Consider the following 16,159-nt stretch of genomic DNA (forward strand, 5'->3'; position numbering starts at 1 on the left):
CAGCGCCTATCACTTCGGTGCCCCGACGACCGTTTGTTCCAGGTCGAGCGAGACGCCGGTCATGGGTATCGAGCCGTCGGAGAGCAGGTAAGTGGCCAGTCGCGCGGCTTCCTCTTCGTTGACGAAGCGTCCAAGCGGCTGCTTTGCGCCCTCTGCCGCCAGCCATCCCTCGCCCTTACCAAGCGTGACCTCGTGCAATTCTCGCTCGGTCTGGGTATCGACCCAGCCGAGATTGATGCCGTTCACTCGGATTTTATCCGCCAGATGGGCGTTGGCGGCATTCTTGGTGAGCGTTTGCAGGGCGCCTTTCGAAGCCGCATAAACGGCCAGGTCCGGCGCGCCGCAATGCGCGTTCATCGACTGGATGTTGACGATCGTGCCGGGTGCCTTGCGAGTCTTCATGTCGGCGATGGCGCCGGCCATCAGGAAGAACGCCGCGCGGACATTGATGACCATCACCTGATCCCAAAGATCTGGAGTGGCACTGAGAAAGTCGCCACGCGTTGTGACGCCCGCTGCATTCACCAGGCCGTCAATGCGGCCAAAATGATCAGTCGCTGCCTCGGTGATGAGTGTCGGAGCCTTTGGGTCCATCAGATCGGCCTGAACCACCTTAACGGCGGTCGGTAGCTCAAGATCGATTTGATCACGATCTGCCAGCACCAGACCTTCCGCACCACTGGCTGCAGCTTGCCTGGCAATGGCTGCGCCGATGCCGCGTGCTGCCCCGGTGACGATGATAATCTTGCCGGACAGGTCGACGTTCATCCGCCGATCCCGTCGAGGAATTTCTCGTATTCGCCGTCCTTCATGCTGACCAGGTGCTTGGTCTCTGGGAACGCACCGGATTCCACGTCGGCGGAAAACTCTTTGAAGGCTGCCACCCGCTCATTTTGCAGGCGCTCATATTCGGCCGCGAAATCCCGATAGATTTTTGCATGGCGCGGCACGCGGGTTTTGCCTTCGCCCAAAATGTCTTCGGCAAACAGATATTGTGCGTCGCAACCGCCGCCTGACCCCATGGACCAGAGCAGTATATCGAGGCGTTCGCTGATCGCGCGTGCGACCTCGTCCGGCACCACTTCGATTTCCACGGCAATAGCACCAGCCTGTTGATAGGCCTTACATTCTTCGTAGACACGGATGGCTGTGTCGGCATCGCGACCGACGGCGCGGAACCCACCGGTCCAGGTTGCGCGCGCCGGTACGATACCGACATGGCCGACGATCGGGATGAACTCGTTCGCCAGCCGCTCCACGGTTTGCATAGCGCCGGAACAATAAAGGGCGTCGGCGCCAGTCTCCATCATCTGCCCGCAAAAGCGCAGATAGTCGTCGGTGCTGCCATACTCCAGATGGGTTTTGCCGGTCATCGAGAACACGGTTGGTGCGACGTCGCGATAGCGTGGGTGGGCCACCAGCTCAGGCGGCACCGACGCAATGTCGATCCCAGCGGCCTCAGCTGCGGCCGCTTCGTCGAGCGAGAAATAGCGCAGCATCGCCATCTGCCGCTTGCCTTTGGCGGCACGCAGATCGGCGACGGTGGGGCGTTGGCGGGCCATATCACGCCACCGATATTTGCGGGATGCTGGCTTCGTCGTGCAGCTCCTCGCGGTAGGGTTTGGCAGTCGGGGGGAGTTCTTTGCGGATGAAATAGTCTGGCTCGGTGCGCTGGCGTTTCAGCGAGTCGATCATCTCGCGGTAGCCATCGACAATAGAGGGATTGGCGGGCGGTAGATCGTCTTTAATAAGGGCATGCAGTTTCGGCAGCGCATGATAGGGCACCATCGGAAACATGTGATGCTCCACGTGATAGTTCATGTTCCAGTAAAGCCAGCGGCTGATCGGGTTCATATGCACGGTGCGTGAGTTAAGCCGATGATCGAGCACGTCCTCAGCTAGGCCGCCATGCTGCAGCAAGCCGGTCATCACCATATGCCAGGTGCCATAAATGCGCGGGCCGCCAATGATCATCAGCGGAAGGAGTGACCAGGTAATCAGCGCGAGGGCGACTGCCGCCAAATGGATGCTGACAAAGATGCGCGCCCAGAACACAGCGCGTGGCAGTTGCTGTTCAGGTAGGTAGTCGCGTTCATCGGGGCTGAACTGGCCGAGCGCGTTACGCCAAAGGATCGCGAAATGCTGAAAGACGTCTGGTATGCCGATGAACATCAGCGCCTTGCGCAGCATGCTTGTTGGCCGCATGAACCCAATTTCCGGGTCGCGGCCGACAATTATGGTGTCGATATGGTGGCGCATATGGCTGAAGCGCCAGGACACTGGATTACGCATCACCATGAAACTCGCGATTATGTAGACCCAGCGGTTCATCCAAGGCGTTTTGAACGCGCTGTTGTGGCCACATTCATGCCAGCGAGAGTCGCAGGCCGAGCCATAAAGCACGCCATAGACGAGGAAGAAGGGCACGGCCCACCAAGTGCCCCAGGTGGCAATGCCACCAATGGCAGTCGCGACGATTAGGCCGATCCAGATGACGGTGTCGCGTGAGGCCGGTTGATCGCTGCGCACCATCAACGCTTTCATGACGTCGCGCGGGATGTCGCTGTGATACCACTCTGCCGAAACCAGCCCACGCGCAATCGCCCGATCCCGCTCCGGGCCGGTAAGCGAGTAGTCGCGTTTGACAAAGGTCGTTGAGCCTGGCGCCTCGGTGACGGCCATGTTGGACTTTCCTCCCGGTTCGATCCGCATGAAGTTGCGCCCATGGTTCTGAGCTGCGGTTGCCGCAAGATTGGCGTCATGTCGAAACCTGCGTCAATGCAACGGTGATCTATTTTGAGGTTATTCCATGCATGGCTGAGCGATTGACGTCCCAAAACCATCATTTTACATCATCATGATGGATTGTGAGATCACACTTTGCGCCCGACGCTGAGCGACATCGCCGAGGCCTCGAAGGTCTCCACGGCCACTGTCGATCGGGTAATGAACGCACGGCCCGGTGTATCGGCGCGCACGCGCGCTCTGGTGCTGGCAGCGGCACGACAGCTCGGTTACCTGCCGCCTGACGATGGGCCGGCCACTGCTATGCGCATCGAGATACACCTGCCACAGGGCACCAACGCCTATATCGGCGAACTGGCGCGGCAGGCGCAGGAGCAGGCTGCGTCCAAGCAAATGGTTGATGTGACGATCGTGCGCAGCGGCGGGTTGGATGCGCAGGCCTTGGCCGAGGGATTGTTGCGCGCGGCCGATACTGCGGACGCCGTGGCCGTTGTCGCTCTTAACCATCCATCAGTCCGCGAAGCCATCCGCGCGTTGGACGTCGCAGGGGTGCCGGTCGTGACACTTGCGTCCGACATCCCCGATGCGCCGCGCAAGGCCTTCATCGGCATCGACAATGGGCAGGCTGGTCGCTTGGCTGGTTTTGCGCTGGGGCGGTTTTTGGGAGAGGCGCCGACCGGCAAAGTCGCGCTTTTTGCCGGCACGATTGGCTATCGTGGCCACCAAGAACGCGAGATGGGTTTCCGCCAGGTCTTGGCCGAAGAGTTTCCGGCGCTCGAAGTGCTGGAACTGCGCGAGAGCTTTGAAGATCGCAAGAAGGCCTTTCGCCTGACCCAAAACCTGTTGGAGACGCATAGTGATCTGGTCGGCGTTTACAATGCCGGCGGTGCTACCGTGGGGATTGCCGCCGCCGTTGAGGATGCGCAGCGCGAGCGCTTGGTTTTCGTGGCGCATGAGGTCACGCCGGAGAACAAAGCCTATCTGCTCTCCGGTACCCTTGATGCCGTCATCGATCAAAATGCGCGGGCGCAAATTCGCCAAGCCTTTGAGGTGCTAACTCACGCCATTGATCGCAAAGCGTACCGCGTAGAGCCGCCGCAACTGCAACTGATCCTGCGCGAAAACTTGCCGCCTAGCTAGGCGCTTCTGTCAGACAGCGCGGCCTTCGCGATTCCAGATGGCCAGGGCGTCCTCCCAGGATGGCGCCTGCTTGGCGTGATAGCCGTGGACCTTACCCGTGCCGATCGAGCGATAGGCTTTCATCGCCGCCAAATGCGGGCCCGATCGCAGGTAGTCGAGCATCGCTTCGCGTGTTGTCCAGACCGTAAGCGTGTGATGCACGCCATCGACCATTCTCGCATCGGTCGCCAGATTACCGGGCGCGCCGGCCGCCTGTGAGAAAGAACGGGCCGCTTGCCAGGAAAACCGGATTCCGTGAAAGGGCGACTTCAATGTCAGTCCGGTTATCGAGACATAGACCTGGTCGGTTTTTTCGGTCATTCGGCGGCAACCCGAGCATTGGCGGGCAGACCCAAATCGTTGGCCGGTGAGCCGTGCCCGTCTGTTGCCGTTTGGCTGTCCTGCGCTGACGGATTTCTGAATCTGCGCGCATAGGCGAGCACGAACATGGGCGGCGTGAAGTAAAACGACACAACGGTTGAGAGCAGCACGCCGCCCGCGACCGACATCGCAAAAGGTGGCCAGAAGCCACCGCCTGCTAGGATCAAGGGCAGGAAGCCGCCGAAAGTCGTGATGGTGGTGGAAACGATGTGGCGGCTGGAGCCCATCAGCACGTCAACCATGGCCGCCTTGTCGCCGCGCATCGCGCCCTCATTGGCCTGCAGACCGGTCAGAATGATGATGGCTGCGTTCACCGACACGCCAATTGAGCCGATCACGCCGATGATGGCGTTGATGCCGAACGGGTATTGGAAGACGGCCAGGGCGAGCATGCTGAGACCGGCACTTAATCCACACACAACAAGAGCGATGGCGGTTAGCCTGAAGGCGTTGAACGTCAGCGCGATGGCGGCAATCGTTAGCGTGATGATGAGGCCCAAGGAGGCCAGCAAGTCACCTAGTGTGCTGGCACGGGCATCGCTGTCGCCGCCCAGTTCCATGCGATAGCCTGGAGGCAATGCGAATCCCGCATCGTCCAGCGCCGCCTGCACTTCAACCAGCGCTTCTTCAGGCAGAACGCCCCGCAGAACGAACCCTTGCACGGTGTTGGCGCGTTCGCCATTGCGGCGGGTGATCGTGCTGGCGGCGGGCTCCAGGCGGATGGTGGAGATGGCTGAGAGTGGCATGGCCGGCCACTGACCCTCAGCTGATCTTTGGGCAGCATTGGGCAGGAGGATTGGGAGGTCGCGTATCGCCTGAAGGTCGGTGCGGCTGGCATCGCCAAGACGCACGCGGATCGGCAACTCCTCGGCGCCCTCGACCATGGAGCCGCCGGTCACGCCTTCTAGGCTTGCCTGCAGTTGGCGAGCGATGCCGCCCAGATCGAGGCCAGTCAGCCGGGCTTGCGCCTCGTCAACGTTGATAACCGCTTTCGGCGCGCCCGGACCAATGGTGCCACGCGCGACGACAACGCTGTCGACACCCGCCATGATCTGCCGTGCCTGATCGCCCAAGGTGCGCAGCGTCTGCAGATTGTCACCGATCAGGCGGATTTCGACCGGGGCGGCGACAGGTGGTCCCTGCACGAGACCGCGCACCAACACTTCAGCTTCTGGCGCGATGCTGGCTAGGTTGCGCTGAAGCTCTGGCAGCAGCGCTTCGGTGGCGTCGGCGGACGTCGTCGTGATGAGCGCATGCGCATGACCCGGCGCGTTCTCTCGGCCGCCAACGATGTTGTAATAGAAGGCGGGCGCCGAGCGACCGACAACCCACATTACTTGGTCGATCCGCTCGTCGGTTCGCAAGCGCTCATCGATCCGCGTGATCGTTTCTTGCGTCGCAGTGATCGCACTGCCAGGGGGCAGGTCGATTTCAATGTAGAACTGGTCGCGGTCGACACCCGGAAAGAACTGCGCGGTCAACGTGGGCAGGCTCAAAAAGCCCATGATCGGCAGCACCAAGGATAGGGCCACCGAGCGGACCGGATTGGCGACGGCCCAGCCGAGCGATGCTTTGAACGCCGCGCTCACGAACCCACCGCGCATTCCGCCACGTTTGCCGTCCCCCGGCAGCAGATGCCCGGCAACGGCGGGCGTTAGCGTCACCGCAACAACAAACGACCAGCAGAGCATGATCACCACGGCGATGGCGATGGAGCCGACAAAATCGCCGGCCGGGCCCGGCAGCAAGATGAGCGGCGTAAAGGAGAGGGCGGTGGTTACAGTGGACGCCAATAGCGGTGCGAACAGCCGTCTGACCGACCGTCGCACCGCCTCCACACGTTCCATGCCTTTGGCGAGCCGCTGGCCAACCTCGTCGGTCATCACAATCCCGGCATCGACCAACAGGCCAAGCGCCACGATGAGGCCAGTTACTGACATCTGATGGATCGCCAGGCCGATGAAATTCATCGTTGCCAGTGTGGCCAGCGTCACGATGGGCAGGATGAGCGCCACGATCATCGCCGAGCGCAGACCGAGCGTGAGCAGCAGGACGCCGACGACCAGTGCGACACCGATGGCCATGTTGGTGCCGACTTCCATCAGCCGATCGGACGTATACTTGCTTTGATCGAAGGTGAGATCGAGGGCGAGGCCACCAGGAATGGTTGGGCGATAGGCCTCAACGGTGTCACGAACAAAGCCCGCCCAGACATCAACCTGAAGCCCGTCTTCCAACGTCGCGCCGAGTAAGATCGCTGGGTTGCCGTTGTAGAGCGCGCTTTCGGCCACCGGCAGGCGCGGGCCGCGGGTGATGTCCGCGATCTGATCAAGATAAGCTACGCTGCCGTCATTACCTTGCCGGACCACGATTTGGCTAAGGCGATCCAGGGCCTCAATCTCGCCATCGACATTGATCAGGAAGTCGCTGGTTATGCCGCGTACCCGGCCAGCTTGGCCCTTGGAGTCGGCTTGGGCGATGGCCTGCGACACATCGCTCGCTGATAGTCCGAGGGCTGCCGTTGCCACCGGATCAAGTCGGACGAGCACTTCATCCTCCGGTAGGCCGAAGAGTTCGACAGCGTCGGCGCCGGGGATATTGCGCAGCTCTTGTGCCAGATCGCGGGCGTAGCGTGCGGCGATGGTGGGCGAGGTGCCAGTCTGCTCTGTGCTGATCGCGATGATCGCGGCATAGGCGCTGCCGCCGCCGGTCTCGAACTCCGGTTCCAGTGCGTCGGCGGGTAGGGTCGGCGAGAGTTCGGCAAGATCATCGCGGATTTCCGCCCAAACCTCTTCGATGCGGTCGTCCGGGACGGTAACGCCAAGCTCAACCGAGACAATAGAGATTCCAGTCGACGAGGCCGAACTGATGACATCGACTTCAGCCACCTCGCGCAAAACATCTTCGATTTCCGAAGTCACCAGGGCTTCAACCCGCGCCGGATCAGCGCCGGGGAAGATGGTTGTAACCGTGGCAAAGAGGTTGGTGATCGTCGGGTCTTCTTGCCGACCGATTGCCAGGAGCGAGGACAGGCCAGCGGCGATCACGACAAGCAGCGCTAGCGCGATGAGGCGTGGTTGGCGAAAGGTGAGGCTTTCCATCAGCCCTCTCCTCGCTCGTCGAGGGGCTCAGCCAAGCGGACTTGAGCGCCGGGCACCACCCGGTGCGTGCCATCGCCGATGATCGATATGTCACCTTCGAATGTGCCGCGGACGAAGGCCTGATCGCCTTCAATGTGAAGAATTTCAACGGCTTCGCGCCCAACTATGAACGTCTCTGAGCCCTCACCAGACTGAAGTGTAAGTACGGTCCAGAGCCCCCGTACGCCATCCTGCAGGGCATTGAGCGGCACCAGATAGCCACGTTGATCAAGCGTTGGCCGGAGCGTCAGCGTGCCTGCTTCGAGATACACGGCATCTTCGGTCTCAAGCCGGAAGAGTGCCGTGCGTGTTCGTGTTTGCGGATCGAGATCTGGGCGAAATCCATCAAAGCTCGCGTCATAGTCGAGCCCATTGATCGTGATGATGACTCGCGCCAAAGCGTCTTGATCATTGGCAAGGCTGGGGTCGATGCCAACGCGAAACAGCGGCGCGCTCGACTGCAACACCTCCACGATCGGTTGCCCGACTGAAGCTACGGTTCCTTCATCGGCCAACCGGGTGGCGATGGTGCCATCGAACGGTGCGATGAGCCGGGTTTGCGCCAACTGAACGTCGATGCGCGTGAGGCCGGCGTCGATCTCGGCGATGCGGGCTTCCAGATCGGCGAGCGTCAACCGCGCGGTATCCAAGGCCTGTTCGGAGGCAAATCCGCGGTCGCGCAGTTCGCTCTGCCGCTGGGTCGTGAGCTCGGCCAGTTCCAACTGGGCTTCCACCGCGCGCCGCGAGGCTTCAAGCCGCGTTCGCTCCGCATCTAGGATTTGCGTATCGAGCTGCGCGATCACATCGCCGGCACGGACGCTGTCGCCCTCATCGACCGTGAGGCGTTCGATCTCGCCAGCTTGTTGGAAAGCGAGATTGACGGTTTGTGCCGGTTCGACCTGGCCTTGGAAACGGCGTGTGACCGTCAATCCTAGTTGCGGCGACAGGGTCATCGCGCTGACAACCGTCAAGGGCGCCGGTTCGGGGCCAAGAACGGCATCGGCGCGCTGTGAGAGAAGCGTTACGCCACCAAAAACCAATCCTCCGGCCAGCAGAATGACGGCGCTGGTGCCGGTTAGCGTAAGGAAGCGTTTGACAATGCGTGAGCCGAGCGGCGATTTGGGTGTGGTCTGGCGCATGGGATATCTTGCCTTTTGAGTAAGTGGTGCTTACTTCAACGCTGACCAGATATGTAATAGTCACTTACTTTGACAAGCCCTGTTGCGTGAGAAAGTTGAAAAAAGTGTCCGTAAAGAGCCAGGCGACCGACAAGCGTGAACCGTATCATCACGGAGATTTGCGGGCGCATCTCATTGAAACTGTTCGCCAATTGGTCGAAGAGAAGGGCGTTGACGGGTTCTCAATTTCGCAGGCTGCACGCATTGCCGGCGTTAGCAGCGCCGCGCCGTACAAGCACTTTTCCGACAAGATGGAGATCGTTCGCGCCGTTGCATTGGAGGGGATGCACCGCCTGGGCGCGGCGATGAGAGATGCTGCTCAAGGCGCGTCAGCGACCAAATTCGGCAAGATCGATGCGATCGGCAAAGCCTATGTCGACTTTGCGCGCGCCGAGCCTGGTGTTTTTCGCCTGATGTTTGGGCTGACCGAAACCCATGCGGCTGATCCAGAAATCATGTGCACGGGACTGGAGACGTATGGCATTCTATTGCAAGAGGTTGCGGCTGCGCTGCCGGAGGGAACGAGCGAAACCGACGTCCAGCGCCGGTCCTACTTGCTTTGGTCGTTTGTCCATGGCCATTCGTTCTTGCAGATCGACGGCAAGGTGGATGCAAGCAAAATGGCGGCCTCGGAGGATGAGTTGCTGGCGGAGTTATCGCGGCGCGTTCTTGGCAGCTAGGCCAAGCCGTCAAATCAGCGTTCAGTGAGCGCCGATGGCCGAACCAATGGCGTCCCGTGCCAGCGGCTTGGCGACGAAACTCACATCAGGATGCAGCTTCTTAAAGGCGTCCGCATCGCACCGAAGAAGCGGAACCGTCATCATCACGGCGACGCTCTTGATCAATTGTCCGAGTTTGCAAGACTTGATCTGTTCCAAAAACTGGACGCCATTCATGTGAGGCATCCGAAAATCAAGGAGCAGAAGATCGATCGACTCCTCTGATCCGTTGAGGCGTTTGGATACGAAGAATGCCAGCGCTTCTCGCGGATCGACAAATTGCTCGATCTCATCGAACCAAGACGTTTCATCGATCGCTCGCCGGGCAAAAAACTGGTCGATCTCACAATCGTCCAGAACGACCACGCTGTGTTGGTGATCCATAGCCTGCATGTCTTCCCCCGAGGACGCCGTTGCGGCAGTAATTTATAGCCATTTCTGCAAATTGCGCCAAACAGAGGAAAATCAACCTCAAGATGTAAAAAAAACTTTGCGAACGGATTGCTCTTTAAGAAGAATACGCCAATTAACTAAGCATAAACTGATGAATGGACGGGGATCCAAGCATGCAGGTCAATTCATTGCAGCGGTTCTTCGATGAAATCGAACCGGTCACGCTGAACAACTGCGACTTGGAAGCAATTCACCGATCCGGCGCCATACAAGGCGTTGGCGTCTTTTTTGCCTTTGATCCGTCAAGCAAGCGCATCACGCACTGGAGCCAGAACGCCACCGAACGTGGCTTTCTGCCGCACGATGGCGCATCCGATGCGAGCGGCGATTTTTCCGGTCGAGCCATAGGCGAGGTCCTGCCGGAGGTTGCAGATGAGTTGATCGCATTGGCGGATGACGAGGCCAATCGTCACCAACATATCGCGCTTAGCGATCTGGTCTCCCGGCCCGGCGCAGACGATGGACTTGCTGATTATGACGCCATTCTTTGTCGCACCGACGAAGCTGCATTCGTTGAGCTTCTGCCTAGCGTCGATATCACGCCGCGTGAGCTGAAGTCGAAGCTCAGGGGCGCCCAGCGGGCCACAGGTGCGATCATGTCGGCGCGCAATTTTGCCGATGCGGAGCAATTGGCGACTGATGCCATACGCGAGCTGACCGGCTACGGACGTGTGAAAATCTACAAGTTTCTGCCGGACGCCTCAGGCGAGGTCTCTGCGGAATCGCGCGATGAGGCCTTACCTAGCTATCGCGGCCTGCACTTTCCAGCGACGGACATTCCCAAACAGGCGCGGCACCTTTACTCGATCTTGCCATTTCGACCCAGCCTGTCAGTCGATGACGACATTTCGCCAATCGTCACCAACCTTGGGAAAGTCGGCGACTCGCTCGACATGACGTGGTGTCTGACGCGGTCGGTGTCGACTATGCACACTGCCTATCTTCGCAACATGGGTGTTGGATCAGCCTTTAGTTGCTCCCTGATGGATCAGGGCACGTTATGGGGGTTGGTGTCCTGCCACAGTCTCGATCGAAGCCCGGTTTCCTTTGATGTATGGGGGCTGGTGCGCGACATTGCCGAAGCGCTGATGGCGAAGCTGAACCAGCACCGCGAGGCCGAGACGACCGCCAAAATCAAAGAGATGCGTGATCTGGAAGCCAATGTCGCCGTCCAGCTGCGCGAGAAAGGTCAGATCGAAGACGTTTTAGCCGATTACGCGCCAACCTTGCAGCGTTTTCTTGATGCGGACGGCTTTGCTTTTCAATTTGACGGCAAGATCTATAGCGTCGGTAACACACCGCCTTTGCCGTTTATTCGAAGACTGATCAAGTGGGTGGGCGCGCGCGATTCAACGGATGATTACTTTCGATCCAAAGCATTGCACCGAGACTGGCCGGCAGCCAAAGAGCACATGGAAACGGCGTGCGGTGTGCTCGTACAACCTGTGATTATCCATCGGGTCTGCCAATTGGTCTGGTTCCGGTCGCCTATCACCACAACGGTGCGCTGGGCCGGCGACCCGAATGCGAAAAAAGTAGCGCCACGCGCTGACGGTACGCACATCTTGCAGCCCCGCAATTCGTTCGATCAATGGGTTGAAGAGCACCGTGACGAGAGCCGTGAATGGTCCGATGCGGAAATCAACGCTGCGCGCGAAATCTTCAAAGACGTGCTCGATATCATTGCGACGCAAGCGCAAAATCTGCGCCGAATGACCGAAGAACTGACGCTCTCACAGGAAGAGACGCGCGAGGAGCTGGCGCAGTTCGCCTATGCGGCTGCGCATGACATTCAAAACCCAATCAACACGATCACCAGCGCGCTGGACCTTCTGCGAACCGTTGAAGAATCCAGCAGCGATCCGGTGGTCAAAAAGTCTCTTGATTATGCGATGCGCTCGTCGGATCGGTTGCGCAATCTTGCCGATCAGATGGCTAACTTCGTGGCCCTTGGCCGGCGGGAAATCGAGCCGGAGCCAGTTGAGCTCGATGACGTGGTTGCCGATGCATTGAAAATGTTGGACCACGCGGTCGGCGAACATGGTGCAACGTTCGACTGCCAGGATTTGCCGACCATCGCGGGCAGCCGCGATTTGTTGACGATCCTGTTCTTGAATATCTTCTCCAACGCAATGAAATACCGAGCACCGGACCGGCCGCCCAAGGTCAAGGTGCGCAGTTCTGATCAAGGGCGGTATGTGCATTTATCGATAGAAGACAATGGCATAGGCATAAAGCCGGAGTTCGCGGCGCGCATTTTCCAACCGTTCGATCGCTTGCATCGGGCGGATGACATTCCTGGAAGCGGCTTAGGATTAGCGACATGCAAACGAATTGCCGAACTTCACAAAACGAGCATTCTTCTCGACCCGGACTATACCGACGGCGCGAGGTTCACCATCGACTTTCGCAAGGCGGCTTGGGGTCAGACGACCTTCGATTGAGCGTTGGTGCGCATTGGGTGCAGGCGGCGGCCAAAAGTCCGCCATCTGAATCAAGAGGCGCAGGCCAATATGGCCATCTCGATGAACCGGTGCGCCATGTCATGATTGTTGATGACAATGAGGCGGACCTGTTCTTCACCAGCATGCTATTGAAACGCCATGGCTTTGTTCACGTCCACCAGTTTTCGTCTGGCCAAGAGGCGATCGATGGCTACAAAAAAGGTGTCGGCTGCGACCTGGTGCTGATGGATGTGCGCATGCCGCAGATGGACGGTTTCGACACGGTTGACGGCATGATCAAACTGCCACGATGGCAACGCGAGCGGCCGACCGTTTACATGATGTCGGCGGCAAGCAATTCTAACGATCTACAAAAGGCGTCGGAGAGCACCTTCATTCAAGGGTTCGTTCGAAAACCGCTATCGGCCGAAGATCTAAGATGGGCACCTGATGACGACTAACCGGTCGCCAACGAGCATACAACAGCGGACCAAGGGACTGCGGGCGCGTTTAGCCGATGAGACGCGGGTGTTGCACGAGGCGCTGCATCATCATCCGCGCCTGCTGCCTCTTGCCTCAGGCCGCATCACCGAAATGGGTCTGGCGACCCTGATCACAGACTATTGGACGTTTTACGCCACGATCGAGGCGCAACGCGCCAAGTTCGGTTGGTGCGCCCCGGTCGATCTGGTGGCACCAACACGTGCGTTGGCGAGCGACCGGACGGCGATGCGTGAGTGTTTTTCGGTCTCACCGCCCCCTGTCCACCTCCATACCTTGCCGACATCAGGGGCACGTTGCCTCGGCGCGCTCTACGTCATGTTGGGCGCGCAGTTCGGCGGGCGGGTTCTTGGCCAAGAACTTGCAAAGGCCTTGCCGGACGTGCGCTCGACCTATTTCGCGCCCTGTCAGGACAGTCTTGGCGCGTGGCGGTTGTTGCTCTCACGTTTGGAAGACATTGCGCCCTTGTCGGCAGAAGCAAACGCAGTGGTACACGGCGCACTTACGACATTTCGCGGTTTAGCGGGCCTGTTGGACCAACGTTCGGTCCCTACGGTAGATCGCTTTTCCGACCAAGCCCTGGATCGTCAGCAGGTGCCGGCACTGGCGGCAGCGGTCTCACTGGGATAGGTCGTCTTCCGCGGCGCCGCGATAGTGCCGCCGCGCAACAAGAACCAAACCCGGATTGTATCCTTTGGCTTATGTCATTCCTGCGCCGGTACAAGCCGCTTTGCCTGTGCTTGGCACGGCGTCGCTGTTTCCGGTCAATCGCGTGTTCTGTATCGGCCGCAACTACGCTGCTCACGCGGTCGAAATGGGCCATGATCCCGACAAGGAGCCGCCCTTCTTCTTTCTGAAAAGCCCGAGCAATCTCATCACAGATGGGCGCTTTGCCTATCCGACCATGACCGCCGACGTGCATCATGAGCTGGAGATGGTTGTTGCTCTCAGCCAAGGCGGCGATGATATCCTGGTTGAATCTGCGCTCGACCATGTCTTCGGCTATGGCCTCGGCCTTGACATGACCCGCCGCGACCTTCAGGGCGAGGCCAAATCTATGGGGCGGCCATGGGAGGTGGGAAAAGCGTTTGAGAACGCGGCGCCGTGCGGCCCTTTGGTGCCTGTCGCGGTGTGCGGGCATCCTTCGGCAGGCGCGATGAGGCTTGATGTGAATGGAGAGCGGCGTCAAACGGGCGATCTCAATCAGATGATCTGGAAGGTGCCTGAGATCATCGCCGTCCTTTCGCGCTATTTCACGCTTCAACCTGGCGACATGGTCATGACCGGCACGCCGTCCGGGGTTGGCCCGGTGGAGCGCGGTGACCGGATCGAGGCCAGTATAGAGGGCATCGGTGCGCTAGCCGTTGATGTGATCTAACTCTGGGCGTTGATGAACGCCCTGCCATCGACAATTACGCCGGCGGCGTGAAGCTTGGAATCCATCATCGTCAGACTGGCACGTAAACCGGGTTTGACCGCGCCCAACGCATCGGACAGGCCAAGCGCGCGGGCAGGGTTGCGACTTGCCATCTTTATCGCCTGCGCCAGGGAAACCTGCATCATGGCGATGGCGTTGCGCACGGCTTGATCCATCGAAAGGTGCGCGCCCGCCAACGTGCCGTCCGGGCCTGTCAGGCGGCCATCGTGCAGCGTGATCGGCGTGCCATAGAGGTCGAAGCTTGTTGTCGTGCCGGCAAGCGTCTTCATCGCATCGGTGACCAGGCAAAGCCTGTCAGGCATCCATTTCGCAGCCATGGCGAGGTTCTGTGGGTGGACATGGTGTCCGTCGGCGATGATCCCGGTAAAGAGGCTCGGTTGCATCAACGCGCTGCCAACGACACCGTGATCGCGAGCGGTGATCTGTGATTGCGCGTTGAACAGATGAGTGACGCCGCTGACGCCGACCTGGATGGCTTTGTCGATGTCGTCTGCGCGGGCGTTGGAATGGCCGATGAAGACTGTGACACCGCTCTCGACCAATTCACGGATGAGGCCGTGATCCTGGCATTCCGGCGCCAGCGTCACCAGGACCGTGCCCATCGCGTTTTGAATGCGGTGGAGATCTTCGCGGTTCAGGGGGCGAATGTATTGCGCCGGATGAATGCCGGGTCGGTCCGGAGAGAGAAATGGACCCTCCAGGTGGATACCGAGCACGCCGGGAACCTGCGCCTCTATGGCCTGGTTGGTCGCATCGATGGCCTTAACGTAGTCCCTGCCAGGCGCCGTGATAAAGGTCGGCAGTATGTGGGCGGTGCCGCCGTTGCGCGCGCCGGCTGCCATTCTTTCAAGGGTTTCGACAGCCGCGTCTTCGTTGAACTGCGCATCGGCTGCGCCATTGATCTGCATGTCGATGAAGCCTGGCGCGACAATGTTGACCTTTAAGGCGCCGCCCGGAATGGCCTCGCCAGTTGCTCTGGAACGGACCTCGGCAATATGGCCATCAGCGATACTGATGAATTGATCGTGGGTAGGGCTGTCACCCACGCCGTCAAACAGCGTGCGCGCGAATATGGTGTCGATAGGATGACCAAGGTCAGTCAAGGACAGGCTCGGCGCCATCGGGGTGGATTTCTTGATAATAGTCGATCATCCGTAGTTTAGACGCCGCCTCCTGATCCACGATCACTGTCGCCTGAGGGTGGAGCTGCAGCGCGGTTGCCGGACAGTCGGCGCCGATCGGGCCTTCGATCATGCGCGCAACGGCTTCCGCTTTGCTGGCGCCGACTGCCAACAGAACGGCCTTGCGCGCATCGAGGATCGTGGCAATGCCCATGGTGATCGCGTAGCGTGGCACGTCAGTCGGGCCTTCAAAAAAGCGAGCATTGGCTTGCCGTGTGCTGCGCGTCAGCGTCTTGATGCGCGTTCGTGCGCCAAGACTGGAGGTCGGCTCGTTGAACCCAATGTGCCCATTGTGCCCGATCCCAAGAAGCTGCAGATCGATGCCGCCTGCCAGAGTAATCGCGGCATCATAGCGATCGGCCTCGGCTTGCGGGTCATCGGCGTCGCCGCGCGGCAAATGGCAAGCGTTACGGTTGATGTCTACCTTGGAGAAAAGCAGCCGCTCCATGGTTTGCCGATAGCTTTGTGGATGCTCCGGCGAAAGGCCAACATATTCATCCAGATTGAAGGTCGTGGTCGTCGCAAAGGAGAGATCGGCGGCGCGATGCCGGGCGATCAGGTCGGCGTAAACGCGTTCCATGGTTGAGCCAGTCGCGAGGCCGAGAACCGGCCTTTCCTTGGCAGCTATGGCATCGGCAACAAGTCCGGCTGCGCGCGATGCGGCTTGATCAGCGGTTGGAAGGACGAGAACTTTCATGGCGAGGGTCTTTGCAGTCTGTCGGCCTGACGCAGGATCGACCGTTCGATTTGGATTGAAACCTCGACGCCACTCAACGCAGCTTCTCGACTTGATTGCAATC

At 59.7% G+C, this 16,159-nt stretch carries 15 protein-coding genes; 6 read left to right on the plus strand and 9 right to left on the minus strand.

Annotated features, from left to right (window positions below; all coding sequences use genetic code 11):
* Positions 1 to 9 precede the first annotated feature (9 nt).
* Genes JJ917_00135 through JJ917_00145 form a run of 3 tightly spaced genes read right to left on the minus strand, consistent with a single transcriptional unit; the run spans position 10 to position 2,682 of the window.
* A complete protein-coding gene (locus JJ917_00135) occupies positions 10 to 768 on the minus strand; it encodes an SDR family oxidoreductase (protein ID MBO6697212.1) in 759 nt (252 codons plus the stop codon).
* Entirely contained in the window at positions 765 to 1,562 is a 798-nt protein-coding gene (locus tag JJ917_00140) for a 3-methyl-2-oxobutanoate hydroxymethyltransferase (protein MBO6697213.1), read from the minus strand. Before JJ917_00140 ends, JJ917_00135 begins: the two co-directional genes overlap by 4 nt.
* Position 1,563: 1 nt before the next feature.
* Positions 1,564 to 2,682 carry a fatty acid desaturase family protein gene (locus tag JJ917_00145; protein MBO6697214.1) on the minus strand — a complete coding sequence of 373 codons (1,119 nt, stop codon included), beginning with the start codon at positions 2,680 to 2,682 and terminating at the stop codon, positions 1,564 to 1,566.
* Positions 2,683 to 2,880: 198 nt separating this feature from the next.
* Between JJ917_00145 and JJ917_00150 the strand changes: the two genes are divergently transcribed.
* On the plus strand, positions 2,881 to 3,885 hold the full coding sequence (locus tag JJ917_00150) for a LacI family DNA-binding transcriptional regulator (GenBank protein MBO6697215.1): 1,005 nt from the start codon (positions 2,881 to 2,883) through the stop codon (positions 3,883 to 3,885).
* A 9-nt stretch (positions 3,886 to 3,894) separates the two neighbouring features.
* Here JJ917_00150 and JJ917_00155 read toward each other — a convergent pair whose 3' ends face one another.
* The 3 genes from JJ917_00155 to JJ917_00165 are packed head-to-tail and all read right to left on the minus strand — an operon-like array spanning position 3,895 to position 8,584.
* Positions 3,895 to 4,245 (minus strand): hypothetical protein, encoded by a 351-nt coding sequence (locus JJ917_00155; protein ID MBO6697216.1) that lies wholly within the window; start codon positions 4,243 to 4,245, stop codon positions 3,895 to 3,897.
* Positions 4,242 to 7,406 (minus strand): efflux RND transporter permease subunit, encoded by a 3,165-nt coding sequence (locus JJ917_00160; GenBank protein ID MBO6697217.1) that lies wholly within the window; start codon positions 7,404 to 7,406, stop codon positions 4,242 to 4,244. Before JJ917_00160 ends, JJ917_00155 begins: the two co-directional genes overlap by 4 nt.
* Positions 7,406 to 8,584: an efflux RND transporter periplasmic adaptor subunit gene (locus JJ917_00165; protein MBO6697218.1), complete on the minus strand. Its 1,179-nt coding sequence runs from the start codon at positions 8,582 to 8,584 to the stop codon at positions 7,406 to 7,408. Before JJ917_00165 ends, JJ917_00160 begins: the two co-directional genes overlap by 1 nt.
* A gap of 86 nt (positions 8,585 to 8,670) precedes the next feature.
* Here JJ917_00165 and JJ917_00170 point away from each other — a divergent pair, with 86 nt between their 5' ends.
* Positions 8,671 to 9,303, plus strand: coding sequence for a TetR/AcrR family transcriptional regulator (locus JJ917_00170; GenBank protein ID MBO6697219.1), 633 nt, complete (start codon positions 8,671 to 8,673; stop codon positions 9,301 to 9,303).
* Positions 9,304 to 9,324: 21 nt separating this feature from the next.
* On the opposite strand, the gene JJ917_00175 is transcribed toward JJ917_00170, so the two are convergent.
* A complete protein-coding gene (locus tag JJ917_00175) occupies positions 9,325 to 9,726 on the minus strand; it encodes a response regulator (protein MBO6697220.1) in 402 nt (133 codons plus the stop codon).
* Between the two features lie 182 nt (positions 9,727 to 9,908).
* Between JJ917_00175 and JJ917_00180 the strand changes: the two genes are divergently transcribed.
* The 4 genes from JJ917_00180 to JJ917_00195 are packed head-to-tail and all read left to right on the plus strand — an operon-like array spanning position 9,909 to position 14,118.
* Entirely contained in the window at positions 9,909 to 12,239 is a 2,331-nt protein-coding gene (locus tag JJ917_00180) for a GAF domain-containing protein (GenBank protein MBO6697221.1), read from the plus strand.
* Entirely contained in the window at positions 12,236 to 12,700 is a 465-nt protein-coding gene (locus tag JJ917_00185; protein MBO6697222.1) for a response regulator, read from the plus strand. Before JJ917_00180 ends, JJ917_00185 begins: the two co-directional genes overlap by 4 nt.
* The gene (locus JJ917_00190; protein MBO6697223.1) at positions 12,690 to 13,370 is read left to right on the plus strand and encodes a biliverdin-producing heme oxygenase; all 681 of its coding nucleotides are present in this window, start codon (positions 12,690 to 12,692) and stop codon (positions 13,368 to 13,370) included. The genes JJ917_00185 and JJ917_00190 overlap by 11 nt, the downstream gene beginning before the upstream one ends.
* A gap of 55 nt (positions 13,371 to 13,425) precedes the next feature.
* Positions 13,426 to 14,118 carry a fumarylacetoacetate hydrolase family protein gene (locus JJ917_00195; GenBank protein MBO6697224.1) on the plus strand — a complete coding sequence of 231 codons (693 nt, stop codon included), beginning with the start codon at positions 13,426 to 13,428 and terminating at the stop codon, positions 14,116 to 14,118.
* Here the strand turns inward: JJ917_00195 and nagA are convergent.
* Together nagA and nagB are read right to left on the minus strand one after the other, a co-directional pair.
* Entirely contained in the window at positions 14,115 to 15,281 is a 1,167-nt protein-coding gene (gene nagA / locus JJ917_00200; GenBank protein ID MBO6697225.1) for an N-acetylglucosamine-6-phosphate deacetylase, read from the minus strand. The genes JJ917_00195 and nagA overlap by 4 nt on opposite strands.
* Entirely contained in the window at positions 15,274 to 16,056 is a 783-nt protein-coding gene (gene nagB / locus JJ917_00205) for a glucosamine-6-phosphate deaminase (protein ID MBO6697226.1), read from the minus strand. Before nagB ends, nagA begins: the two co-directional genes overlap by 8 nt.
* Between the last annotated feature and the right edge of the window lie 103 nt (positions 16,057 to 16,159).

The sequence above is a fragment of the Hyphomicrobiales bacterium genome, assembly GCA_017642935.1.
Taxonomy (GTDB): domain Bacteria; phylum Pseudomonadota; class Alphaproteobacteria; order Rhizobiales; family MH13; genus MH13.

Excerpts from the sequence above, each read along its gene's own strand:
- JJ917_00155 (MBO6697216.1), bottom strand. The coding sequence starts at position 4,245 with ATGACCGAAAAAACCGACCAGGTCTATGTCTCGATAACCGGACTGACA.
- JJ917_00160 (MBO6697217.1), bottom strand. The coding sequence starts at position 7,406 with ATGGAAAGCCTCACCTTTCGCCAACCACGCCTCATCGCGCTAGCGCTG.
- nagB (MBO6697226.1), bottom strand. The coding sequence starts at position 16,056 with ATGAAAGTTCTCGTCCTTCCAACCGCTGATCAAGCCGCATCGCGCGCA.
- JJ917_00165 (MBO6697218.1), bottom strand. The coding sequence starts at position 8,584 with ATGCGCCAGACCACACCCAAATCGCCGCTCGGCTCACGCATTGTCAAA.
- JJ917_00175 (MBO6697220.1), bottom strand. The coding sequence starts at position 9,726 with ATGGATCACCAACACAGCGTGGTCGTTCTGGACGATTGTGAGATCGAC.
- JJ917_00135 (MBO6697212.1), bottom strand. The coding sequence starts at position 768 with ATGAACGTCGACCTGTCCGGCAAGATTATCATCGTCACCGGGGCAGCA.
- JJ917_00145 (MBO6697214.1), bottom strand. The coding sequence starts at position 2,682 with ATGGCCGTCACCGAGGCGCCAGGCTCAACGACCTTTGTCAAACGCGAC.
- JJ917_00140 (MBO6697213.1), bottom strand. The coding sequence starts at position 1,562 with ATGGCCCGCCAACGCCCCACCGTCGCCGATCTGCGTGCCGCCAAAGGC.
- JJ917_00180 (MBO6697221.1), top strand. The coding sequence starts at position 9,909 with ATGCAGGTCAATTCATTGCAGCGGTTCTTCGATGAAATCGAACCGGTC.
- JJ917_00190 (MBO6697223.1), top strand. The coding sequence starts at position 12,690 with ATGACGACTAACCGGTCGCCAACGAGCATACAACAGCGGACCAAGGGA.